Source organism: Clostridium sp. 'deep sea', assembly GCF_014931565.1.
Lineage (GTDB): Bacteria > Bacillota > UBA994 > PWPR01 > PWPR01.
The window spans coordinates 203,266-226,062 of the sequence record NZ_CP063353.1 but is presented as its reverse complement, the minus strand read 5'-3'; the positions used below and the strand labels follow the sequence as shown (position 1 = coordinate 226,062).

The following is a 22,797-nucleotide window of genomic DNA, read 5'->3' as shown; positions in this document are numbered from 1 at the left end:
AGCATAAAGGTGATTTTGCTTTTGCAAAACCACCTCCAGAATTAGTATCGAATATAAATTATCATCTAAGTTAAATGATTTACCAAATTAGCCATTTCAATGGCAGTTGTAGCTGCCTCAAAACCTTTATTACCTGCTTTTGCACCTACTCTTTCAATAGCTTGTTCAAGTGTATCAGTGGTTAAAACACCAAAAATTATTGGTTTTTGAGTTTGCAATGAAACCTGGGCTATTCCTTTCGACACCTCACTCGCTACCAAGTCATAGTGTGAGGTAGCTCCTCTAATTACAGCACCTAAACAAATTACAGCATCGTAATCTTTTTTTAGGGCAATTTTTTTAGCAATTAGGGGAATTTCAAATGCCCCTGGAACCCAAACTTTTGTTATTTCTTCATCATTAACACCATGCCTTTTTAATGCATCAATTGCTCCTGAAAGCAGTTTGCTACCAATAAACTCATTAAAACGAGCAACGATAATAGCATAACGTTTACCTTTTGATACTAATGTTCCTTGATATTCTTTCATAATTATTACCTCTATAAATGTAAAATGTGACCCATTCTTTGCTTTTTAGTTGTTAAATAACTTAAATTATTCTTGTTAAAGCCTGCTTCTAGCGGTACTCTTTTTGTTATTTTCAAACCATAATCACATAAACCTGATACTTTTTTAGGATTATTGGTCATTAGTTTTATTTTACTTAATCCTAAATCTTTAAGTATTTGAGCACTAATACTGTATTCTCGTAGTTCTGCTGGAAAACCTAATTTTAAGTTTGCATCTACAGTATCTAGACCCTGATCCTGAAGATTGTATGCCTTTAATTTATTTATTAAACCGATACCTCTCCCCTCTTGACGCATATATACAAGTACCCCTCTTCCCTCTTTTGCAATTCTTTTCATTGCCTCATAATATTGGCTACCACAGTCACATCTAATTGAGCCTAATGCATCTCCAGTTAAACATTCGGAATGAACCCTAACTAAAACAGGTTCTTTACCCTTAATATCTCCTTTGACTAAGGCAACATGGTGCTCACTATTTAAGGTATTTATGTAACCATGTATAGTAAACTCACCGAACTTAGTCGGCATTTTTGCAGAGGTAACTCTTTCAACAAAGCTCTCATGCTGTTTACGATATTTAATTAGGTCAGCAATGGTGATTAACAATAAGTTATGTTTTCTTTTTATCTTCTCTAAATCTTTGACTCTAGCCATTGATCCGTCTTCATTCATTATTTCGCAAACTACACCTACTGGTTTAAAACCTGCTAGTTTAGCTAAATCAACTGCTGCCTCGGTATGTCCTTCACGAACTAAAACTCCACCTTGTCTACTTATTAAAGGAAAAATATGACCCGGTTTAGTAAAACTTTTACTGGTTGCATTATCACTAACTAAGCACTTAATAGTATCAGCTCTATCTTTAGCTGAAACACCAGTGGCGTTACTTATACAATCTACTGACACTGTAAAAGCAGTTTTTTTAGGGTCAGAGTTCTTAACTACCATAGGGTGAATATCCAGTTTTTTTAACCTCTCAGCTGTAGTTGGTACACATACTATACCTCTACCATATTTGGTCATAAAATTAATTGACTCAGTTGTTACTTTTTCTGCTACCATTAAAAAATCGCCTTCATTTTCTCTGTTTTCATCATCTACTACAATAATTATTTTTCCATGTTTTAAGGCCACGATTGCTTGTTCAATAGTATCAAAAACCATAATTTTACCTCCTAATAAAAATTATTTTCTTTTAAAAACTGCATGTTTATTTCTTTTTTGTTAAATTGCAAAATTCTCTCAATGTATTTCCCCAATATATCACACTCAATATTCGCTTTATCACCCAGTTTCTTTTGACATAAAGTAGTACTATATTGAGTTGTTGGGATTATTGATACACTAAAATCATACCTATTAACCTCAGTTATAGTTAAACTAACACCATCGATTGCTACAGATCCTTTTTTAACAAGATATTTTATAATACTGTTTGAAGCTGTATATTTTATAATAATGGCATTGTCCTGCCAATATTGACTTGACTTAGTTACTGTTCCATCTATATGACCAGATATTATATAACCACCAATTCGATCTCCAACTTTGGCAGCACGCTCTAAATTTACTACACTGTTGATCTTTAAACTATTCAAGTTAGTTAACCAAAATGTCTCAGGCATAACATCTGTACAAAATGCGCAATTCTCTAACGCTGATACTGTTAAACACACACCATTAACACTAATGCTATCTCCTATTTTTGTACCATTCAGAACTTCATTAGCATTTACTACTAGACTTAAGCTAGAACCCTTTTTTGTAACTGCTCTAATTGTAGCAATTTCTTCAACTATTCCTGTGAACATATACATTACCTCACTTTAAATAACCAATAACAGCTATATTATTATTGAAAAATTGGTATTTAACTGATTTTAGGTTTATAGATTGCTGCATATTACTTATACCTAGATCTTTAATTGGACTATAACATCCACCAATGATTTTAGGTGATATAAAAGCAATAAGTTTATCACAGAGCTTGTTTTTAATTACAGATGTAATAATACGAGATCCTCCCTCAACTAAAATGCTCGCAATACCTAATTTACCTAACTTACTAAATAAGAATTTCAGATCAATACCTCCAAGACAACTAGGGCAAATTATTACTCTTACTCCTTTAGATTTTAATAACTCTAGTTTTAATTTATCTGCCATTACAGTTGTAGCAATTATACAATTTGAGTCTGCTAATACCTGTGAATCTAAAGGTATACTCGCTTTTGTATCAACAATAACTCGTTTACATTGTGCTGCCTTTTTATTTTTTAGCCTCGTTGTTAATTTTGGATTATCTGTCTTAACAGTACCTATTCCAATTAAAATAGCATCATTTTTATGCCTTAACTCATGAGCATACTGCCTTGCTTCCTCACTAGAAATCCACTTTGAATCACCTGTTGATGAAGCAATTTTTCCATCTATTGTCATGGCATATTTAATTGTGCAAAAGGGTTGTTTACTAACAATATATTTTAAAAAAACTTCATTTTGCTGCATTATTTCAGTCTCTAATAACCCTAAGCTTACTTTTACTCCAGCTTTTTGTAATTGCTGTATACCTTTACCACTTGTTAGTGGATTAGGGTCGATTATTCCTATATATACCTGCTTTATACCAGCGTTAATGATTGCCTCACAACACGGTGGGGTTTTGCCATAATGAGTACAGGGCTCAACCGTAACATACAAAGTAGCTCCCTTAGTAGGCTTTACAGCACTATTCAAGGCATTTATCTCAGCATGTAAACCCCCATATTTTTGATGGTATCCTTCGCCAATTATGCTATCATTTTTAACAATTACAGCCCCGACTAAAGGATTGGGACTTACAAAACCAGCACCCAGTTCAGCTAATTCAAATGCTCTCTTCATGTATAACTCATGATTCAACATATTACCTCCCATTTAACAATTTTGCTAAAGCAAAGTGTTACCTAATAAATTTATTAATAAAAAAAAACCCTTAAGCAAACGCTTTACAGGGCTTTAAATACTTCTAAAAGTATCTACTTAAACTACTAATATCAATCACAATTTTATCAAAAGTATATTTAGGCAAAAAAATAAAATCCTTAAATATACTTTCAGGATTTTATTGTTTAAAAAATATGATTAATAAACATATTTAAGCAATATAAATTTCTTTCATCCAGACTTTACTGTCGGTCTTGGAATTTCACCAAGTCAGCCATAAGGCTCGTGGACTTTAACCACCGGTCGGGAAACTAACCCTGCCCTGAAATTATTTAATTAACTATAAGATAACTTAAATCTCATGATTTGTCAATTGTATTTTTTGTACACCATTATTTTTACTTTTAGCTTTCATTACAAAAAATAAAATAACAACTAAAGATATTGCCACAGAACTTGTTATAAAGGCAATACTAATGCCATATAGTTCAGCAATTAAACCAACAGCTACTGCACTTATTACTTCTCCAATTGAGCCTGCCATTGCGTAAATTGATAATAGTGTAGCTCTGTATTCACTGCTGATTAAACAATTTAAATAGTCTCTAGTAAGTGGCTCACTTACACCTACAAAAAAGGTATAACAAATATAAGATATAACAGCAAATAAAACACTATTGGTTATTGCCAAACTAACAATTGATATTATAATAAATAAATGTAAAATTACAAGTGACGTTAAGCTGTTGTCTATAATTTTTATAATTTTGTGTACTGGTTTAAGTACAAAAACTATTAGTATATTAGAGATAACAATAATAGAACCTAAATAGTTCTCAGATAAGTGTTTATTCTCTATTAAAAATACACTCCAATATTCACTTATTGGAGATAAAGCAAATTCATAAATTGCAGCAATCAAAAACATTAAAACAACAAGGATTACTGCATTATTTATGTTACTGTTAACAATCGTATTTAAACTATGTTTATGAGTTTGTTTGTTTAGTTTTTTGATATAGCTTTCTTTCATGCTCATTAATACTATCAACAATGAAATAACATTAATGAAAATGAAAATAAACCACACAGTTTTTATTTTTTGTAAGCCTAGTGCACTACCTGCTAAGCTTCCTATTACAATAGCTAATCTTCTTAGTCTACTGCTTATAACAAACATATCTTGGGAGTGTTGCTCTTTACCAAGATGTTTTAATTTATCATATGCCCAGGCTTCAAAAGCTCCAGACATTAAGGTATAACCTATACCTCTTAATATAACTGCTACTAATATTAATTTTAGGTCTTTAGCAAGTAAATAGATAAAGCCTGTTAAAACAAAAAAACTTAAGCTTGCTATAATAGATTTTCTTCTACCAAACTTATCTGCTATGAATCCTGTAGGTATTTCAAAAATTGCCATACTTAGCTCAAATATCATTGAGACAATACCAATTTGTAAAAGCGTTAATCCTAGAACTCGATAATAAATAATTAACAAAGGTAAGATTAATCCTCCACTTAAACTACATAGAAACTTAATCACTGGGTAAACATGAACCTCTTGAGGTAAATCTGAAAAAAGTAGTTTTTTTATTTTACGTATCATTTTATTACTCCTTTAAGATATTATTAAGTTGTTTTTTTACTTGCTCTAATACCAAACTATTTTGCTCTAACACTTCTTTCATTTTTTCTGTATACAAATCATGAATAAACGCTTCAGTTGCTAAATTTACAAAGCTAACATTTGCCGAAAAAACAGCATTAGCAACACTGTTTTCAATATCGCCACTAAAAGCTAGTTTATTGTCAACTATTAGGTTAAAATCACGCTGTTTTTCACTATTCCATTGTTTATCAACATCATGTTCTAAGATGTAATTGACAGCTTCTTTCTCTCTTTTAGTTGAGTTTCCAAGGCAAATCAATACACAGTTTACTGACCTTAATTTAGCCTTTAGCAAAAATGGAGTAATATCACCTAAATCCTGCTGCCAAATATCTAAATAGACTGTACGTTGAGCACTATTTATGAGGCTAATTATTTTGTTTTTGATATTTTTACTACCTTCAACATTAATAAACTGTTTACTTTCACTATTTAGCTGTTTTAAGTTACTACTTAAATAGCTTAACTTTAGCTCTAGTTCTCTTTGAAGTTGTTGTTTAAGTTCGCTAAAATCACGGGCTGAAAATAAAACACTATCTCCTTCTATTTTATAAACATAACCTTTTTGTACTAAGCTATTTAGTGCAGCATAACAGTTTGCCTTTGGAACTGCTGAAAGCTTAGATGCTTTATAACCGGTTACTGCTCCAAACTGAACAAGACATATATAAACTTTGCTTTCATACTCAGTTAAACCCAATTGCTTTAAAAAACCAATGTTTTTATTCATTTCATCACTCCTGTATTGGTAGTTGCTTTAACAACTACCTTAAGTATAGTAATCAAAATCTAATATGTCAATTATAATATCTAGTGCCTACAGCAAAAGAAATAGCTGTAGGCACTATTAAAGTTTTTATAATGGTAAAATCACGCTAGTTAAACCAAAAGTCAGTACAGGCTTTTAGTATTTCACTTGTTGGTGTTAAAGTTGCTTCTACAATACTTTTACCTGTTTTTTTAAGATAGTATTTTACTAAATGATAGCCAACTGCATAACCAGCACAGTAAGGTACAGATACAGGCTCATATCCCTGCATAAGTGCTAATTCATCACCAAACATATAACTAGCTACTTCAGTAAAGTCACTAATATTAAGTGAATTTTTAAATACCTTTTTTATTTCATTAAGATTGTTTACATTAATGTTTTTTACCCATGGACCAATAAGTTCTTCCCCATACATTGAGGCGGCAAAGCTTTCAGCTAAGCCCTCTAAAATAATATACTCTCCCAAGTTAATATTCATTTTCCATGGTTCATAACATAGCCTAATTTGGTGGTTAAATTCATGGGCAATAGCTAATGGTAATCTCATTAAGGTATACTCATTTGGGTCTATTAACACCATAAAATAGCCAGGTATACCACCAAAACCAGTATAACCTTTATTTATTTTAATTTGAGCATTATTAGAATCAGCTATAAATAAACCAAAAGTAAGCTCTGTAATGTTACTCATGGTAAAATTAATGTTTGGAAACTCTGCTATACACTCTTTAATAATTTGTTCTGCTGTTTGCCAAGAATTATGCTGTTTTAATATCTCTACTTTTGTAATGTCTTTTTCACTAATTAAACTTGGTTGGATCATACCAGTCATACTTGATGCCATCACTACATCGTAACCACTTGAATTTGCTGTAAAAGGTACATTTAATGTTTGCCACATTACTTGAAATGGTTTCATGATTTCATATTTAAAATAATTATCTCTTTTATTTAGTGGTAAACTGTACATTTTTTTATACATTTCATAGGTTCTTATATTATTTATTTTCATATTTATTACCTCCTTGTGTACTAGCTTAAGTTATAACGTAGCGTTAATGTCAAAAACTTTTAGAAACATAATAGACATTTTGCTAATATGATTTGAATAAGTGTATTTGCTTTTGAGGAGGAGAGTATTTATAAGTAAAGGTAGGTTTATGTTGCTAACATATAAAGTATAGTCTTAAGACGTTTAAATTTAATACTGGCTATCAGGATAGCCAACTATGAGGGTCATATAGTTAGAAATGAAGATGTAACTCAGTAAGAAAGTTTCACTAAGAAGTGGTTATAAAGCAAAATAGCAATACTCAGAAGTTTTAGATAATATTAATAATCAATTTGGTTAGGTGGTAACACAAGACAATACTGTTTTAAGTCATGATACACACTATCTATTACTTTTACCAATTTGAAACCATACTTTTCATAAATTGCTACATTGTTTTTATTATGAGTTTCGATTGTTACAGGTATATTTTGTTTATGTGCCTGTTTTAAAACAGGAGTAACTAGCTTTTTAAAATAGCCTTTTCCCCTAATAGTTTTGTCTACTACCACTAAATCAATATGTAAATATTCATCTTTATTTACATACTCTCGTACCCAAGAAGAGGTCAGCATATTACTCATTTTTTTAATATTTTTGTACTTATAACTAGGCATATAAAACCTAAAATTAAGTAGATTACCTGCTCTAAATTTTAGGTTATTAATTATTTTGCTTATCTTGCTATATTTAATTTTGGGATTATACACTACTATTACAGCCTTATTATTTTCAAGGCTATTTATATGGGAAAACAACTTTAACCAGCCAACATAGGCTTTAAAGAACTTTTTCATGGTACATAATTTATGTTTATCTTCAACTAAAAGGTACTGATATAAAGGGTCATTATAAAAGTTATCAGCCATTAAATCAGCAATTTGATTTATATTTAAATACTCGCTCATTATCTCACCTATTTAAAATTTAATTTTAATAATTGTTTTATCATCTGTAAAGTTATATTTTTCTTCTAGTTCAGTAACTAAATGTATTAGTTCTCTACATGATAACGACTGTAATTGAGTAATGTAGTTGCTATTAAGTATCTTCTCTAAGCCATCTGTTGCCAAAATAATTGTATCATTATCTTGTAAATCTATATGCCCAAATTTAAGTAATTGCAAAGCTGATTCCTGACCATTTAATACGCCATAACAATACTTATGTCTACTATTATTGCAGATATCATTACGTACTTGCTCTTTTGTGTATTTATCTTTATGTATTCTAATTAATTCTGTCTGTTGCTTTGTGAATTCTAACAAGCTGTTATGACGAATTATTGCTGCAACACAATCTCCTATATAACAATAAAAAAGCCTCTTTTGCTGAATATAAACTAATACTGCTACTGTTCCAGCTAAAAAGCTGTGATTTAATTTTTTGTTAAAGCTTTCAACTGCTAAGTTTCCCATCTTTATAGCCTCTTGTAATACTAACGTAGTATTAACTTGTAGTTGCTCATAGTTATGAGTTAGATATTGATGAACTGTGTCAGCCATTATTTTAGTAGCTTGGGCAGCAGGGCTTGGCTTTGGATAACTGCCATTAACAATGTCTCTTGATACCCCATCTAGTACCATAAATAATTTATTATGCTCATCAACAAAAAACAAATCTTCATTAGGTTTAAAATAGTCTTTATTGTTTTTTATGCTTTCATAATCTATTTTCATTTTTACCTCACTCAAGTCCAGTTTATTTAATTATATCAAAGTTTATAACAGTTTAAATTACTAGTTAGCAAAAAGCGGCAGATATTGAATCTGCCACCACTTAAGCTGTTATTAGTTTATTAGGAAATTTGAGAATATATTTTTTTATAAGCTATTTTTATTATCATATTTAAGCTACTAGCGAATATCTTTTTAATAGGATTGAGCTTTACACTATAATAAAAATTGCTGTTTAACCAGTTACGATCTAGCCAAAATTTATAGTCGGCTTTCGATATATAGGTTTTACTTTTAAATCCTTGAAACATATATAAGTCATAAAACGTTGGTTGTGGTTTAATTTGTTGAGCAATATGCTGGTAAAATTTATTTGTTATATCACTTAACTTTTTATTTATTTTAGTAGCATATTTTTCATTATAGAATTTACTGTTATCAAAGTATATTGGTGACATAACTGACACATCACCAATGTAAGTACAACCCCAACCTTTTGCAACCATTTTTAAGTATTTTTGAGTTGGCTTAAGTCCTCCTCCAAATGTAGTTACCACCGAAATTGCTGGCTTAGCAATTAATTCAGGTCGGTGAAATATATAAGCTAATCTATCAATAACCTTTTTCATAGTTGCTGAAATACTAATAGCATAGACTGGAGAGGCAAATATAATACCATCTGCTTTTACTAGTTTAGTTGCTAATAGTTTTACATCGTCTTTTAAAGGGCAATACTGCTCTCCACTATTAAAACACTTCATACATCCAGTACATTCTTTAATATTGTAGTCATAAATCTTTACATAATCAAAAGTAACTTTACTTTTTTCACTCATTATAGTTTCAATAGTTTTTACAATACTATAGCTATCTCTTTTTCTTGGACTACCACTCAAAACAACAATATTCATTTTATACTCCTTTATTATATATCCAAATTTGGATTATAACTTATTTTTTTTGCATATCCTTAGATATGCAATTTTACTTATTTTAGTTTACTAATATATTGCTTTAATAATTGTTCTGCTTGATCTGGATTATTTAAAATTTGATCTTTTAACTCTGTAATACTTGTATTTTGCTTAGGATTTTGATAATCGCTCATTTCTACTTGAGAGAAATCTACAGATTTTATTAAATCTCTAACTCTATTGCTAAGCTCTATACATTGATCAATTTCATTTACCAAGGCTTCATGCCACTTTATTTGCATTTTAACATTTGTTATCATCATTTCAAAGCTCAGCTTTTCAATTCCTAAGCTTTTTTCGTCTACTTTATGTTTTTGCCATTTATGCAATTGTTTAAGCTTAGTTTGTAGTTCTGTTATGTGTGTATTTACAGTGTTTACAAGCTTATTTTTATTTATTTCATTTATGAAAGGGTATGCTAAAAACTTGTCTGACCCAACAAAGTAAATTGGTTTTTTAAACTGCTTAAGTAACAATTTTTTAAGTTCTTCTTTACCCTTATCTGTTATGTTATATATTTTTCGTGTTCTTGATTCAACCTCTACTTCATTTTGTAGTTCAATTAATTGATCTTTATTTAACTTAGCTAAGGCATAATAAATAGAACCAGATTGAATTCTAGTCCAGTCATCTAAATCATTTAATTGTATATACTTTTGTATTTCATAACCATGTGTTGGTTTTATACTTAAAAAGTAGAGTATTAAAGCCTTTATCATATTCTCACCTCACCATATCCAATATTGTATATATATTATATATAAATTTGGATAATGTCAAGAACTATTTATTTATTTTACTTGCTACATTTTTGATATTTATACACAGCCACCTAAACTCACATATGTTATCAGTTGGTCCTTTTGGTTTTGACCCTGTTACTTTAAACACCCAAACTACGTAATCGAACTCTGTTTTTGTATTTTGTTTAAGTAAGGCCCCGTGTATAGGTTGTAATTTTTGTTTTACATTGTTAGGTATATCACCAAACAAAGGAATATCTTTTCTTTGACCCCTATAAAAATAGGTTTGCATCAGTTCCATATCTTTATATCCCACGGGCTCTATATTTAGTAGTTTAAGATGAGCTTTTTTATCACCTCTAATTATAGAAACAATGTTTACTATTTTTGAGTTATAGCTTTCTTCATAAACACATTTCTTTAGCCTAAATAGAGATACAATTACTTGCCCCCTACAGTAATGTTTTAAAACAACAGTACAAGATATTATAAGAGCTAGTAACAGTAAAAACAAAAACGCCTTATGATATGTAGAAAATTTAATTACACAATGTTGATTATCCATAAAATTATCCTTTCACTATCATGAAAAGTTTTTATATAAATAACATATGCCTCTTTCAATATAGCAACCTTTATTACATTTGTAAACTGTTTTTTAACAATTGATCAAAATATGTACTTCTTTGCTTCTGTTACTTGATTATTATGTGCCTATGTATTTTATTATTCTTATGATAATAAAAATAAATAGTATATCAATTATTAACATGTTATAAATAATAAAGGAAATATATATTAAACACCCCTATCTCTTAATAATACTTTTTTATTTACTCTCTCTTGTTAATATTTTTTTTAGGTAGTTAGATTCAGTTATTTCTGATATTTCATTAAGCCCTAACTGTTTTAATATTTTCATTACATTAAGGTTATCGAAGGGAGTTAATATAAGAGAGTCTTCTGCAAATTCATTTACAAAATCTTTACCCTTTTGTTTATCTATATTGGTTCGTGGACCACCAACACAACCACCAATACAGCCCATACCTTCAATAAAATTAAAATCTATTTTTTCACCAGCTGCAAGTTTATCTAAGATAGCTTTGCATGCTTTTACTCCGTCAAACTTTTTTGCTTTAAGCTTAATTAACCTGCTTGGAGCTATTCGATTAACTACAGTTTTTACTGCAAAACTTACACCACCAGTTCGAGCATATACCCTGCCTCCAAAAGATGCTTGATCTTTCTCTTCACTTGGTAATTCTGCCAAGTCTTTATTTAAAGATTTAAAGATTTCACTTAACTCTCTAAATGTTAAAACATTATCAATGGCACCTACTAACTCAGGTGCTTTGGCTTCTGCTTTTTTGGCAACACATGGACCAATAAAAACTACTTTGCAGTCTGGATAAAGTTCTTTTAAAAATCTACCTGAGGCTATCATTGGAGAGATAGAGGGTGACATATGTTCAAATATTTTAGGATAACTGCGCTTTGTTAAATTAAACCACACAGGACAACAGCAACTTGTTAAAAAGAAATCCTCATCACTAGTAACTAATTCATTAAATTCATACGCTTCTTTAATTGTAAGTATATCCGCAAATAACGCTACCTCTATCATATCTTCGAAGCCCATTAGTTTTAGTGCTGTTCTTAACTGTCCCATAGAAACTTCGTCACCAAATTGACCTACTATAGCAGGTGCTACAGTAGCAAACACCTTAGTTTTTTTATCTTTTAATAAATCTATTAGTGGCAAAAACTCTATTTTATCTGCCAAAGCTCCAAAATCACAATTACTTATGCACTGACCACACGTTAAACATTTATCATTCATAATTTCTGGTCCATTACTTTTTCTATACACATGAGCCTCATATTTACATGCTTCTTGGCATGTACAATCTGTGTTATCACAATACTGACAGGCTCCCTCTATTTTTGTAATGATTGGCTTTTCTACTTTATTCATCTTAATGAGATTTAACTCATCTGTAAATTCACTATTTTCATTAGTAGGATTAAGGCCCATAGCTACTCTAATGTGATCTCTTATAAAAGGCATATCCTCTTCGCCAAAGTTATACTTATGTTTAATATCATTAGCTAGTTCTTTTAAATCCATAGAATTATGTAGTTCATTATTCCAATACTTTGATACTAACTCTGAGAATATTGCCATTCTTTTTTCTTTAAAATTCTTAAACTTATTAACCATTGTTTGCTCCTTTACCATGACTTATATATTTAATACTATTACGTAACAGGGTTTATGGTTATTGTTTACTTTTATGAACGAAGCTATTCTCAATGTTGATTATAAATCATAATAAATTAAAATAATAAATTCTTTTGATAACAGTTACAGTCATGTACTCTTTTATACTTTTGTTTTATCTCAGTTTTGTTTTTTCCTACGTAATGAGCGAATACTGCTTGGGCTTTCATCTTTGGTTTATCAACAAACTTAACATCACAACATTCGGTACCCTCTAAGTAAACATGCAAATAGCTTGAAGTAAGTTTGAATCCCCTTTTTAAGTACCATTCGTTAACAAACTTATCATCTCGTGTCCAGGCTTCAATTAAGCTAATATTTTCATGTTTGAGCAATCGCTCTGCTTTTTGAAGTAATGCAGTAGCTATACCTTGTTTTTGATAACTAGGCAAAACAGCTAAATGCCATAACATAGCAAATTGAACGTTATTATTGTTTTTGAGTATTTCAATATCTAATAAAGCAACTACTTTATTAGCTATTTCTGCCACAAGCTCAATGTTTGGATTTTTATACTGCTCTTTTTTATTATATACATTATCAAAATATGAAGTATTTAAAAAAGACAACACCCTACATTGCAACCATTGTTGTTCATCTTCTTGTTGGTACTTTCGAATATTCATAATACACCTCTATATTTATCATAGCTAGTAAAAAAGGGTTGCAAGAGTAATAGCAACCCAATACTTATATACTATTTTAATACTTCATTAATACTTTGTACACATACATCTATCATAAATTTCATGTCATCTGTAGTTGTAATTAAGGGAGGGTTAAAATATAAAACATCTCCTAATGGCCTTAATAATAACCCTTTCTCAACTGCCTTACGATAAATTTGATAACCTATTCTCTGTTGATAGTTAAAGGGTATTTTTGTTTGTTTATCTTTAACCAGCTCTATAGCATTTATTAACCCTATGGATCTTATTTCGCCCACATATTTATGATTTTGTAAAGCATCAACAATCATGCTATTAAATAATTTTGCTTTTTCTTGGCATTGTTCAATTATATTGTCCTCTTCAAGTATTTTTAGTACTTCTACAGCAACAGCACAACCCATAGCATTACCACTATACGTATGGCTGTGTAAAAAGGCTCTGCCTTCGCTATAATCACCATAAAACATATTATATATTTCCTTTGTGGTTACCGCCAACGCTAAGGGCATGTATCCTCCAGATAAACCCTTAGATAAACACATCATATCAGGGCTTATGCCAGCATGGTCACAGGCAAACATTTTACCTGTTCTACCATAACCAACAGCAATTTCATCAGCTATTAGGTGAATATTATTATTGGTACATATTGTACGTAATTTTTTTAAATAACATGGTGGATATATTTTCATACCCGCAGCTGCCTGCACTAGTGGCTCTACAATAAAAGAGGCAACTTCAGTTCCATGTTCAGCTATAGCTTTCTCTACATGTTCAAAACATTCTGCCTGACAGCTTTCTCGCTTTTTATGGTATTTACATCTATAACAGTCAGGCCCCTGCACTCTAATGACGTCTACCATTAAAGGTTTATACATTTTTGAGTATATATCTAAATCAGTTACAGAAAGTGCCCCAATTGTTTCACCATGATAGGCATTTGTTAATGCCATAAATTTTGTTTTAGTTTTGTTACCTGATAACATATGGTAATGAAAACTCATTTTTAAACAAGCCTCAACTGCAGCTGAGCCATTATCAGTAAAGAAAAACTTTTCTAAGCCAGCTGGCAAAAGCTTGTCCAGTTTTTCACATAATTCAATGGCAGGAACATTTGAGAAGTTAGAAAAAATAACATGTTCAATTTTATTTACCTGCTCAGCTAGAGCTTTATTAATACGCTTGTTTGAGTGTCCTAAAAGGTTACACCACCATGAACTAACAGCGTCTGCATAACTTTTTCCATTAATATCATATAGGTATATACCTTGCCCCCGTTTAATAATAATTGGTTTAAACTCTTCATAATCTTTCATTTGTGAACATGGATGCCAAATATATTTTAAATCCTTATCAACTAAAGTCATTAGTACACATCTCCTATTTCATGAAAGTACTTATCTATTGTTAGGGCTTTTATACTGTTTGGTTCATTGTTGTTTCCTTGAGTTGGAACACAGGCAATCACCTTAATACCTGTTAATTCCTCTATTACCTTTTTATTATCTTGATGAACTAAATTACTACTATCGTAGTTATTTATTATAATTCCATTTATAATTATTTTTTTTTGCTCAGCATAATAAACTGTTAACAGGCTATGATTAATAGTTCCTAAACCTGCATCAATTACTAAAATTGTTTGTAGGTTCAAGAGCTTTATAATATCTTCTTGCAAAACAATATTTTTTTCTGTTATGGATATAGGGCAAATTAGCCCACCACATCCCTCTACCAATACATAGTCATATTGATTTTGGTATTTATAAAAATCCTTAAGAATACAAGATAAATCAACCGCTTTATTTTGCATTTTAAATGCCAAGTGAGGAGATACAGCTGGCTCAAACATATAACTCACAGCTTGCTGATAGTCTCCATGTAAACCACCGGCTTCATAAACCTGCTTAACATCACCAGGAATTAAACCACTATTAGTTTTAATTGCACCACTCAATACTGGTTTGTAATAGCCTATCTTAAAGTTACGCTGTCTTAAAGCCTTAACAATTAATGCACTTATATAGGTTTTGCCTATATCTGTGTTTGTTCCAATTACATATAATGCTTTAGCCACTACTTCACCTCATAACCTAACTCTTTTATTAATGCTATATCTTTAAATGTACTATTACCATAGGTGGTTAGTAAATTACCAGATATAGTACCATTTACACCATATTTAAATGCTAACTGCCCATGCCTAGTTAATAAATTTCTGCCTCCAGCAAGCCTTATAGTTGCTGTAGGATTAATAAATCTAAAAATAGCAGCAGTTTTTAAAAATTGCTCTTCATCTATTGGATTTATATTGGCTAATGGAGTACCTTCTATGGGATTTAAGAGATTTATTGGTATAGACATTATGCCAAGCTTTCTTAACTCAAAGGCTAAATCAATCCTATCACTAAAACTCTCTCCCATACCAATAATTCCTCCACTACAAACCTCAAGTCCAGCACGCTGTGCTTCTTTAATTGTTTTTATTTTTTGATCATAAGTATGGCTTGTGCAAATACTAGTAAAATATTTTCTTGATGTCTCTAGGTTATTATGGTAACGTACTACACCTGCCTGTTTTAGCTTTACAAAGTCCTTATAATCCAGTAAACCTAAAGAGGCACATAACTTAATTTCTGTTTTACTATTTAAATAGTTAAAGGTTTCACACAAACTGTTTAACTCATTTTCACTCAGCTTTTTACCCGAAGTTACCACAGAGTACCTACTTACTCCCTGATTAAAATTACTTAAAGCATCTTGAATAATAGTTTTTTTATTTAGTAACTTATAAATTTTTATATTAGTATTATAATGAGCCGACTGTGCGCAGTATTTGCAATCTTCGCTACATTTACCATTTTTTCCATTTACGATTGTACACATATCAAAGGCATTTCCACAAAAGTGTAGCCTTATTTCATTAGCATACTCTTTTAACTCAAAATAGCTGTAGTTAAGTAGCATATTAGCTTCTGCTCTATTTATTAAGTAGTTATTTTTAATTTTACTTGCTAAATCATTAAGTTGTATCATATTTTAACCTCTTATGTTATATATCCTTGTTTTTGAAGCGCTGGAATTACTCTTAGACTAGCTAATGTAGCAACAATACACAGCAATAAATCTCCAGGGGCACAGATAATTGCACCGCCCCATATTAAAGTCCATATACCATAAGCCTGACCCATATAAAAGTTGAAAATCAGGTACATATAAGGAACTCCTAAGCCATATATCACTAATAAACCTAATAAACAGGCGCTTAAAGATCTTGTAAATGTTAATTTGCCAGTCTCTCTAATTTTTCCTGTGATATAAGCACATAAAATAAATCCTAATAAATATCCAAAGCTAGGCTGAAATATATAACGTATGCCCCCACCTTTTGTAAACACAGGAACACCTGCTAACCCTACTGCAATGTATACCATTTGAGATATTGCACCTTTTTTACTACCTAAAATTAAACCAGCCAAAGCAGCAAATAAAAATTGCAAAGTAAAATCCACCAGAGGAGGTGGTAAGGGTATTTTAATAAATGCCCCTACAGCAGTTAAAGCAGCAAATAACGAACATATTATATAATCATAGATCTTTAACTTGTTTTTTCTGAATGTCATAGTACTTAAGTCTCCACTATAATTTTATTGAAATTTCACCAGATACTAAATTAACAATATCTCCATTGCTACTTTTTTTAACAATTAGCTGCCCAGCATTATTAAACTTTATAACCTCTGCTAGGTAATTATCTTGACGAGTTATAACTTCAATTTTTTTACCTATTACACATAAACGCTCACGATAACGTACCAAAATATCATTAACATCACCAGATTGTAAGTAGTAATTATATTGCTTCTCAAATACATTTAATATCTCAGCAACTAACCTAGATTGTGAAAATCCTTGTTTAATTTGTTTAAGGGCAATAGAATTATGTTTAAATTCTTCAGGAAAATTAAGTGTGTTATCTATATTAATACCTATACCTACAACTAAAAAATCAACAATACCACTTTCCCCTTCTATGGAAGCCTCAGTTAAAATTCCACATACTTTTTTATATTGATACAGCAAATCATTAACCCATTTAATCTCTAGACTAATGCCACAAACCTTTTCGATAGCTTCGGCAACACAAACAGCAGTAATAAATGTAATTAGGTTAATATTACTCACTGCAATATTTGGTTTTAATAAAAGGCTCATATAGATACCATTTTTATTAGGTGAATAAAAAGACTTCTTATTTCTGCCACGCCCAGCTGTTTGTTGCTCTGCTATTAAAACTAAACCTTCTTTAGCACCTTCATGAGCAAGATCTCTTAGAACTTTATTCGTTGAAGTAATAGTTTTAAAATATTGCACATCTTTACCTAAAAATTGAGTATTAAGGTTTTTTTTAATTTTTGTGAGACTTAAAACATCAGTATCTCTACTCAATATATAGCCTTTATTAGTTTTACTGCTTATGTTGTAACCCTCATCTTTAAGGGATTTAATACTTTTCCATATTGCTGATCTGGAGACCCCTAAAGCATCACCTAGATAACTGCCAGATACGTGACTTCCTTTATGTTCTTCTAAAATAGCTAAAATTTTATTTTTTATCTTAAGCCACCTCCTCAGTACAAGTGGTATTATAGTGTTTAAAAAAACAATTGTCAACCACTATAGTAAACAATGGTTGACAATTGACTACCCAAATTTATTAAGCTTAAGTATTAAAATGAAATTATTTTTACTAATTGCTCCATATATTATTGACTAGTTAAAAATATAGTTGCCAGAGGTCTTATTCTAGAGATTTACTTACAGCTGCTACAGCGTGTAATCTTGCTGTATCAAATACAGGTATATTTGTATGCTCTTGTTTTATTAGTAGTGGTATCTCTGTACAGCCTAATATTATACCTTCTGCTCCTCTGTTTACTAGTTTTTGCATTATTTTTAGGTACTCTTCTCTGGAGCTTTTTAAGAATTTTCCAAAGGTTAACTCATTATTAATTACTTTGTATATATAGTCTACATCGCTCTGTTCATTAGGTATTATTACTTCAATATTGTGTTTACGACTTAACCTACCTTTGTAAAAATCCTCTTGCATAGTGAATGGGGTTCCTATTAAGCCTACTTTATTAAATCCCTTCTTTTTTATTTCTTCTGCCACTGTATCTGCAATATGTAATAAAGGAATGTTAATATTTTGCTCTACGTATTCTGCTGTTTTATGCATGGTGTTGGTACAAATAAGTACAAAATCTGCGCCTGCTTTTTGCAACTTAAGGGCTGTATTTGTCATGTGTTCATTTAGTAATTGCCACTCATTAGCGTGTTGATTTTTAAGTACTGAATCTATATCTACTGAGTACATTATGCTTTCACAGGTGTGAAAATCTCCAAGTAGCTTATTACTTGCTTCATTTATTATTCGGTAATACTCTATCGACGACTGCCAACTCATACCGCCTATTAAACCAATTGTTTTCATTTCATATCTACCCCTTATTATTCTGCTTCTTTATTTGAGTGTACCTGATAATTATATAGTTAACAATGGCTTAATTAAAAAAAGAGGCTATAGTTATTAATTTAACTATTGCCCAAGCTATTGAGATTATATTTAAATTGACTTAAGCTCTAAAAGCCATTTATTCGAGTTTTCACTCCACTGTTCAAAATTATAGTTGCCATACTCGGCTGTTATTTTAAAGCCACATTCTATAAGTGTTTGAATTAATAACTCTCTACTATACAGCTGCATTTCAAAATCATGTGTAAAGCACTCGGTTTTATTATGCTTTTCTATAAAAACTTCTTGACATATTTTAACTAGCCTTGTATTAGCGTTATAAGAGGTAGAGCCTTGTTTCCAAACCTTTTGTTTTTCATTTATTACTAGTGGCTCAAATCTTCTTTTTTGGAATTGCCAAGACTTATCACTAGCATACCATAGCTCTAGACCCAAACCACCTTTATCTCTTAAGTGTTTTTTTATTGTTTGTAAAACGCTTTTAACGTCTGCCATATTTAACATATGATGTAAGTCTGTGGATCCTATAAAGGCAAAATCATAACTACAATGTAGGTTATAATTACGTGCATCTGCTTGTATAAAGTTTAGGTTTTGTAAATGAGAAAACCTTTTTTGACCTTCGATTATCATCTCTGCTGTATAATCGAGCGCCGTTACACTTAGACCTCTTTCAGCCAAATAGGCACCAACTTCGCCAATTGCAGACATCACCGATAATACTGAATCACCATAGCTTTTTGCCAGCTTATACCAAAACTCAAACTCTGGGCTTCTATCATAACCTGACCAATCCCAAATAGAGGCATGTTTTGCGTAATTACTCATTTCTTCACCAACTTAATGTTTTTAGCTCTTTAATTATAGCCACTATTAATTAGTATTTGTTAAACCTAAATAGCTATGCTTCATTTTAGCTCATTAATTTCCACTTTCCTCTTTTGTACTCCAGGGTCTTATAGGCTCCTAAACACTGTTTTTTTCTATATAGCGTTTGTTCTACAGCATCATAACCACATAAATCACCTAACTGATATATTTGTACTCTTACATAATTTCTATCTCTGGAAATGTTGGTAAAGTCTATCAACATACCTGTCATAGCTAGCTGATATAGCTCATTGTTTATTTCCTGAGAAATATCTTCCATATGTCTACGACGCCCTTTTAATTCTGCGCATAGCTTAGCTGTTATTACATTTCTATAGTCTTTTAAGTCTTGCATATATATCCTAGTATTATATTCATCATCATGTGCTAAATATAAATACTTATTTTTAAGTTTCAAGAAAAAAGGACTTCCTTATTATTTTAAACTTATGAGCTGCATATAAAAGCTTTGCTATCTCTAGCTCAGTAAGACTTTCAATACAACTATAATCTTCATAGTCTAGCCAGCAAAAATCTCCATAGTTATAAACGTTATCACAATAAAGTTCGTGGAGATGATCACTTGTTACATACTCAAATCTAGTGTGTAAACTAAAGCTACTATTAATAAAGTTACCCTTTAGTAATAAGACATTTTGAGGTTTATCAGATACGGATTCTATAAACTCAGCAAAACTTAATCCTATTGAGTAAATCATATTTGTTTGTTCGTTTATTTTTACGTAGTAAAATTCTTTTTGTTTCATATGTTATCCTTTTGTATTTTCAGTATTAGTTTTATAAATAATTCTACCGCAGGTAACATTGCGTTTTCATCAAAATCGAACAATTCATTGTGATAGCCAGCTGCGATATCTGCTCCCACACCTATATAGGTTGCTAAACCACCGTTACTCTGTACCTTTGATATCATTTCAGAGGCATCATCACTACCACCAACACTGCCTAAGTCATAATATTCTGTAAACCAAGCTATATCATTTGCAATTTCAAATACTAATTTACGAGCCTCATTATCGCTTTTTGCCGAACAAGTACTGCCAATTTTATTTATACTTACCTCAACATCATACATTGTAGCAGCACTATTTAACACTGCATTGACTCGCTTTTCACCATAGTCTGCTACTGTTTTATATTCTCCACGCACCTCAATAATTAGGTTAGCATTAGGTGCAATAGTATTGCGAGATACTCCACCTGCTAACATACCTACATTAACTCGCAACATTCCCTCACTATGGGGTGCTATAGCATGGATGTTTATTGTTGCATTACAGGCAGCCAGTAAAGCGTTTTTGCCATTATGAGGGTCTCCACAAGAGTGAGCTGATTGTCCTTGATACTCGGCATTTATTCTTCTAACATCTAAAAAATCGTTTACTCCACAGATAATTCCATGAGATAAAAGAGGCTTTCCATTGGGTTTTATCAATCCCATATGAGGTGCAAAAAAATAATTTACATCATCAAGTATTCCTTTATTAACAATTCCTATAGCACCACCACCGCCCTCTTCGGCGGGCTGAAAAATAAGTTTTATTTTTCCTGTGAGTTTTTGTTTAACTTGCATAACTATTTCAGCAACCCCTAGGCCAATAGCTGTATGAGCATCGTGACCACAGGAATGACAAAAGCCCTTATTAACAGAAGCAAAACCATTATCATAAGGATAGTGCCCTTTTTTATGTACCTCCTGCATCTCTAAGGCATCAATATCAAAACGCATTGCGATAACGGGACCTTGTTTATCTGTATCTAACTCAGCAACTACTCCAGGTAGACCCTGCATCTGTTTTATTAGATCACTATCTCCGCCTTGTTCTATAGCTCTTTTAATATTCTGTTGAATTATCTGCTCACTTGGATAACTAATTTGCACGCCTTTTACAAACATATCCTCACCAAGCTTTATTTTATAACCCATGTTCACCAGCTCTTTAGCTACTAAAGAGGCAGTTCTAAACTCTGTCCATTTTACCTCTGCATATTTATGAAAATCTCTTCTATAGTTTATTAGTTTATTATTTAGTTGTTTATTGAATCGTTGAATCATTATTACAACTCCTTTTACCTTACATGCATTACATTATTGTGATAATAGCATAAATTTAACCCCATGCATATCCTTAGCATGGGGTCATTATTTATCTTATTTGCAGTTTTTAACTATTACAACTTTACAATTTGGGTAATCAATACAGCGCAGTCCTATCCCACTTTTATTTTTATATTTAACTAGTTTTTTACCACACCGCGGACAAATTTCTAATTTTATTTTTCTTCTTCTTATTTTTGCTTTATTTTTGACGCTTCTTTTATGTTTATTTCTCTCAATTAGTGAGGTAACTCTGTATTTATTAATGGTGTTAACAATGTCTTTAATTTGGTGTTCGTTTATGTAACACTCACCTTTATGCCTTTTTACTGTTGTTAAAAGCTCGTCATCATTTATTATCATGGTCATTGTATTAACTTTTTTGATATTTGCAGTTTTAATAAATACTATTAGCGAATAGTATTTAGTTTGATGTTCTCTTAAGATAGTGCGTAATGCCTCAATATGAGAATTATTTTGCTTTATGGGGCTATAAAACTTATGCTGCTTGGTATATAGCTTTTGAGTCCAATAATCCCAGTTTTCAGCACCATAAATTATGCCCTTACGATTCTTTGTTTCTATAACATATATTCCTTTGGAAGAGATAACAAGATGGTCTATTTCTACAGTTCCTCTTTTGGTTTTTAATAAGATATTATTTAACACCTTATATTTACGTTTATTTAATTTTTTGAGCTGTTTACTTACTCTATACTCTCCTAGCCTTCCTATAAAATAGGACTTTATTCTTTTATGACACATTAATACAATAATTAACGCCAGCACAATTGCTGCTATTATCTTCATGTTAAACCTCTATATTTGTTAGTTAACTTTAATTTTAACTAACAAAAAGAAAATAAGCTAGAGTTATGGTACTTACGCTAGCTTATTTAATGCATTTTTAATATTAGTAAAAAGAGT

The 22,797-nt window shown here is 31.0% G+C and carries 25 protein-coding genes and 1 riboswitch; all 25 genes read right to left on the bottom strand.

Annotated features, from left to right (window positions below; genetic code table 11):
* Positions 1–65: 65 nt before the first annotated feature.
* Positions 66–530, bottom strand: a complete 465-nt coding sequence (gene ribE / locus IMX26_RS01110; RefSeq protein WP_195159889.1) for a 6,7-dimethyl-8-ribityllumazine synthase — start codon at positions 528–530, stop codon at positions 66–68.
* An 11-nt stretch (positions 531–541) separates the two neighbouring features.
* Positions 542–1,738 carry a bifunctional 3,4-dihydroxy-2-butanone-4-phosphate synthase/GTP cyclohydrolase II gene (locus IMX26_RS01105; protein WP_195159888.1) on the bottom strand — a complete coding sequence of 399 codons (1,197 nt, stop codon included), beginning with the start codon at positions 1,736–1,738 and terminating at the stop codon, positions 542–544.
* An 11-nt stretch (positions 1,739–1,749) separates the two neighbouring features.
* Positions 1,750–2,385, bottom strand: coding sequence for a riboflavin synthase (gene ribE / locus IMX26_RS01100; RefSeq protein WP_195159887.1), 636 nt, complete (start codon positions 2,383–2,385; stop codon positions 1,750–1,752).
* Positions 2,386–2,395: 10 nt separating this feature from the next.
* Positions 2,396–3,478, bottom strand: coding sequence for a bifunctional diaminohydroxyphosphoribosylaminopyrimidine deaminase/5-amino-6-(5-phosphoribosylamino)uracil reductase RibD (gene ribD, locus IMX26_RS01095; RefSeq protein ID WP_195159886.1), 1,083 nt, complete (start codon positions 3,476–3,478; stop codon positions 2,396–2,398).
* A 240-nt stretch (positions 3,479–3,718) separates the two neighbouring features.
* Positions 3,719–3,833: riboswitch (FMN riboswitch) on the bottom strand.
* Positions 3,834–3,851: 18 nt separating this feature from the next.
* Positions 3,852–5,108 carry an MFS transporter gene (locus IMX26_RS01090; RefSeq protein ID WP_195159885.1) on the bottom strand — a complete coding sequence of 419 codons (1,257 nt, stop codon included), beginning with the start codon at positions 5,106–5,108 and terminating at the stop codon, positions 3,852–3,854.
* A gap of 4 nt (positions 5,109–5,112) precedes the next feature.
* Positions 5,113–5,901: a TrmB family transcriptional regulator gene (locus tag IMX26_RS01085; RefSeq protein ID WP_195159884.1), complete on the bottom strand. Its 789-nt coding sequence runs from the start codon at positions 5,899–5,901 to the stop codon at positions 5,113–5,115.
* A gap of 145 nt (positions 5,902–6,046) precedes the next feature.
* On the bottom strand, positions 6,047–6,955 hold the full coding sequence (locus IMX26_RS01080; protein WP_195159883.1) for a DUF2268 domain-containing putative Zn-dependent protease: 909 nt from the start codon (positions 6,953–6,955) through the stop codon (positions 6,047–6,049).
* Between the two features lie 320 nt (positions 6,956–7,275).
* Complete coding sequence (locus IMX26_RS01075; RefSeq protein ID WP_195159882.1) at positions 7,276–7,902, bottom strand: GNAT family N-acetyltransferase; 627 nt, start codon at positions 7,900–7,902, stop codon at positions 7,276–7,278.
* A 12-nt stretch (positions 7,903–7,914) separates the two neighbouring features.
* A complete protein-coding gene (locus IMX26_RS01070; protein WP_195159881.1) occupies positions 7,915–8,673 on the bottom strand; it encodes a protein phosphatase 2C domain-containing protein in 759 nt (252 codons plus the stop codon).
* A 119-nt stretch (positions 8,674–8,792) separates the two neighbouring features.
* Positions 8,793–9,581: an NAD(P)H-dependent oxidoreductase gene (locus IMX26_RS01065; RefSeq protein WP_195159880.1), complete on the bottom strand. Its 789-nt coding sequence runs from the start codon at positions 9,579–9,581 to the stop codon at positions 8,793–8,795.
* A gap of 77 nt (positions 9,582–9,658) precedes the next feature.
* Complete coding sequence (locus IMX26_RS01060) at positions 9,659–10,363, bottom strand: PadR family transcriptional regulator (protein WP_195159879.1); 705 nt, start codon at positions 10,361–10,363, stop codon at positions 9,659–9,661.
* Between the two features lie 64 nt (positions 10,364–10,427).
* Positions 10,428–10,952: a hypothetical protein gene (locus tag IMX26_RS01055; protein ID WP_195159878.1), complete on the bottom strand. Its 525-nt coding sequence runs from the start codon at positions 10,950–10,952 to the stop codon at positions 10,428–10,430.
* Positions 10,953–11,216: 264 nt separating this feature from the next.
* Positions 11,217–12,611 carry a [Fe-Fe] hydrogenase large subunit C-terminal domain-containing protein gene (locus IMX26_RS01050; protein ID WP_195159877.1) on the bottom strand — a complete coding sequence of 465 codons (1,395 nt, stop codon included), beginning with the start codon at positions 12,609–12,611 and terminating at the stop codon, positions 11,217–11,219.
* 116 nt (positions 12,612–12,727) lie between these two features.
* Positions 12,728–13,297 (bottom strand): GNAT family N-acetyltransferase, encoded by a 570-nt coding sequence (locus IMX26_RS01045; protein ID WP_195159876.1) that lies wholly within the window; start codon positions 13,295–13,297, stop codon positions 12,728–12,730.
* 71 nt (positions 13,298–13,368) lie between these two features.
* Positions 13,369–14,709 carry an adenosylmethionine--8-amino-7-oxononanoate transaminase gene (bioA, locus tag IMX26_RS01040; protein WP_195159875.1) on the bottom strand — a complete coding sequence of 447 codons (1,341 nt, stop codon included), beginning with the start codon at positions 14,707–14,709 and terminating at the stop codon, positions 13,369–13,371.
* Positions 14,709–15,419 carry a dethiobiotin synthase gene (gene bioD / locus IMX26_RS01035; protein ID WP_195159874.1) on the bottom strand — a complete coding sequence of 237 codons (711 nt, stop codon included), beginning with the start codon at positions 15,417–15,419 and terminating at the stop codon, positions 14,709–14,711. Before bioD ends, bioA begins: the two co-directional genes overlap by 1 nt.
* Entirely contained in the window at positions 15,419–16,378 is a 960-nt protein-coding gene (gene bioB / locus IMX26_RS01030; protein WP_195159873.1) for a biotin synthase BioB, read from the bottom strand. Before bioB ends, bioD begins: the two co-directional genes overlap by 1 nt.
* A gap of 11 nt (positions 16,379–16,389) precedes the next feature.
* Positions 16,390–16,965, bottom strand: coding sequence for a biotin transporter BioY (locus IMX26_RS01025; protein ID WP_195159872.1), 576 nt, complete (start codon positions 16,963–16,965; stop codon positions 16,390–16,392).
* A gap of 16 nt (positions 16,966–16,981) precedes the next feature.
* On the bottom strand, positions 16,982–18,016 hold the full coding sequence (locus tag IMX26_RS01020; protein WP_195159871.1) for a biotin--[acetyl-CoA-carboxylase] ligase: 1,035 nt from the start codon (positions 18,014–18,016) through the stop codon (positions 16,982–16,984).
* Positions 18,017–18,143: 127 nt separating this feature from the next.
* Complete coding sequence (locus IMX26_RS01015; protein ID WP_195159870.1) at positions 18,144–18,839, bottom strand: aspartate/glutamate racemase family protein; 696 nt, start codon at positions 18,837–18,839, stop codon at positions 18,144–18,146.
* A 132-nt stretch (positions 18,840–18,971) separates the two neighbouring features.
* Entirely contained in the window at positions 18,972–19,709 is a 738-nt protein-coding gene (locus IMX26_RS01010) for a class I SAM-dependent methyltransferase (protein ID WP_195159869.1), read from the bottom strand.
* 85 nt (positions 19,710–19,794) lie between these two features.
* A complete protein-coding gene (locus tag IMX26_RS01005; protein WP_195159868.1) occupies positions 19,795–20,169 on the bottom strand; it encodes a hypothetical protein in 375 nt (124 codons plus the stop codon).
* Complete coding sequence (locus IMX26_RS01000) at positions 20,159–20,518, bottom strand: hypothetical protein (RefSeq protein ID WP_195159867.1); 360 nt, start codon at positions 20,516–20,518, stop codon at positions 20,159–20,161. The genes IMX26_RS01005 and IMX26_RS01000 overlap by 11 nt, the downstream gene beginning before the upstream one ends.
* Positions 20,515–21,828 carry an amidohydrolase gene (locus tag IMX26_RS00995; protein ID WP_195159866.1) on the bottom strand — a complete coding sequence of 438 codons (1,314 nt, stop codon included), beginning with the start codon at positions 21,826–21,828 and terminating at the stop codon, positions 20,515–20,517. The genes IMX26_RS01000 and IMX26_RS00995 overlap by 4 nt, the downstream gene beginning before the upstream one ends.
* A 96-nt stretch (positions 21,829–21,924) precedes the next feature.
* Positions 21,925–22,680: a nuclease-related domain-containing protein gene (locus IMX26_RS00990; RefSeq protein ID WP_195159865.1), complete on the bottom strand. Its 756-nt coding sequence runs from the start codon at positions 22,678–22,680 to the stop codon at positions 21,925–21,927.
* Positions 22,681–22,797 lie beyond the last annotated feature (117 nt).

Coding starts and splice junctions, on each gene's coding strand:
- IMX26_RS01105 (WP_195159888.1), bottom strand. CDS start 1,738: ATGGTTTTTGATACTATTGAACAAGCAATCGTGGCCTTAAAACATGGA.
- bioA (WP_195159875.1), bottom strand. CDS start 14,709: ATGACTTTAGTTGATAAGGATTTAAAATATATTTGGCATCCATGTTCA.
- IMX26_RS01015 (WP_195159870.1), bottom strand. CDS start 18,839: ATGAAAACAATTGGTTTAATAGGCGGTATGAGTTGGCAGTCGTCGATA.
- ribE (WP_195159887.1), bottom strand. CDS start 2,385: ATGTTCACAGGAATAGTTGAAGAAATTGCTACAATTAGAGCAGTTACA.
- IMX26_RS01080 (WP_195159883.1), bottom strand. CDS start 6,955: ATGAAAATAAATAATATAAGAACCTATGAAATGTATAAAAAAATGTAC.
- IMX26_RS01055 (WP_195159878.1), bottom strand. CDS start 10,952: ATGGATAATCAACATTGTGTAATTAAATTTTCTACATATCATAAGGCG.
- IMX26_RS01050 (WP_195159877.1), bottom strand. CDS start 12,611: ATGGTTAATAAGTTTAAGAATTTTAAAGAAAAAAGAATGGCAATATTC.
- IMX26_RS01025 (WP_195159872.1), bottom strand. CDS start 16,965: ATGACATTCAGAAAAAACAAGTTAAAGATCTATGATTATATAATATGT.
- IMX26_RS01075 (WP_195159882.1), bottom strand. CDS start 7,902: ATGAGCGAGTATTTAAATATAAATCAAATTGCTGATTTAATGGCTGAT.
- ribD (WP_195159886.1), bottom strand. CDS start 3,478: ATGTTGAATCATGAGTTATACATGAAGAGAGCATTTGAATTAGCTGAA.
- IMX26_RS01060 (WP_195159879.1), bottom strand. CDS start 10,363: ATGATAAAGGCTTTAATACTCTACTTTTTAAGTATAAAACCAACACAT.
- IMX26_RS00990 (WP_195159865.1), bottom strand. CDS start 22,680: ATGAAGATAATAGCAGCAATTGTGCTGGCGTTAATTATTGTATTAATG.
- IMX26_RS01085 (WP_195159884.1), bottom strand. CDS start 5,901: ATGAATAAAAACATTGGTTTTTTAAAGCAATTGGGTTTAACTGAGTAT.
- IMX26_RS01010 (WP_195159869.1), bottom strand. CDS start 19,709: ATGAGTAATTACGCAAAACATGCCTCTATTTGGGATTGGTCAGGTTAT.
- IMX26_RS00995 (WP_195159866.1), bottom strand. CDS start 21,828: ATGATTCAACGATTCAATAAACAACTAAATAATAAACTAATAAACTAT.
- ribE (WP_195159889.1), bottom strand. CDS start 530: ATGAAAGAATATCAAGGAACATTAGTATCAAAAGGTAAACGTTATGCT.
- bioB (WP_195159873.1), bottom strand. CDS start 16,378: ATGATACAACTTAATGATTTAGCAAGTAAAATTAAAAATAACTACTTA.
- IMX26_RS01065 (WP_195159880.1), bottom strand. CDS start 9,581: ATGAATATTGTTGTTTTGAGTGGTAGTCCAAGAAAAAGAGATAGCTAT.
- IMX26_RS01090 (WP_195159885.1), bottom strand. CDS start 5,108: ATGATACGTAAAATAAAAAAACTACTTTTTTCAGATTTACCTCAAGAG.
- IMX26_RS01070 (WP_195159881.1), bottom strand. CDS start 8,673: ATGAAAATAGATTATGAAAGCATAAAAAACAATAAAGACTATTTTAAA.
- IMX26_RS01045 (WP_195159876.1), bottom strand. CDS start 13,297: ATGAATATTCGAAAGTACCAACAAGAAGATGAACAACAATGGTTGCAA.
- IMX26_RS01000 (WP_195159867.1), bottom strand. CDS start 20,518: ATGAAACAAAAAGAATTTTACTACGTAAAAATAAACGAACAAACAAAT.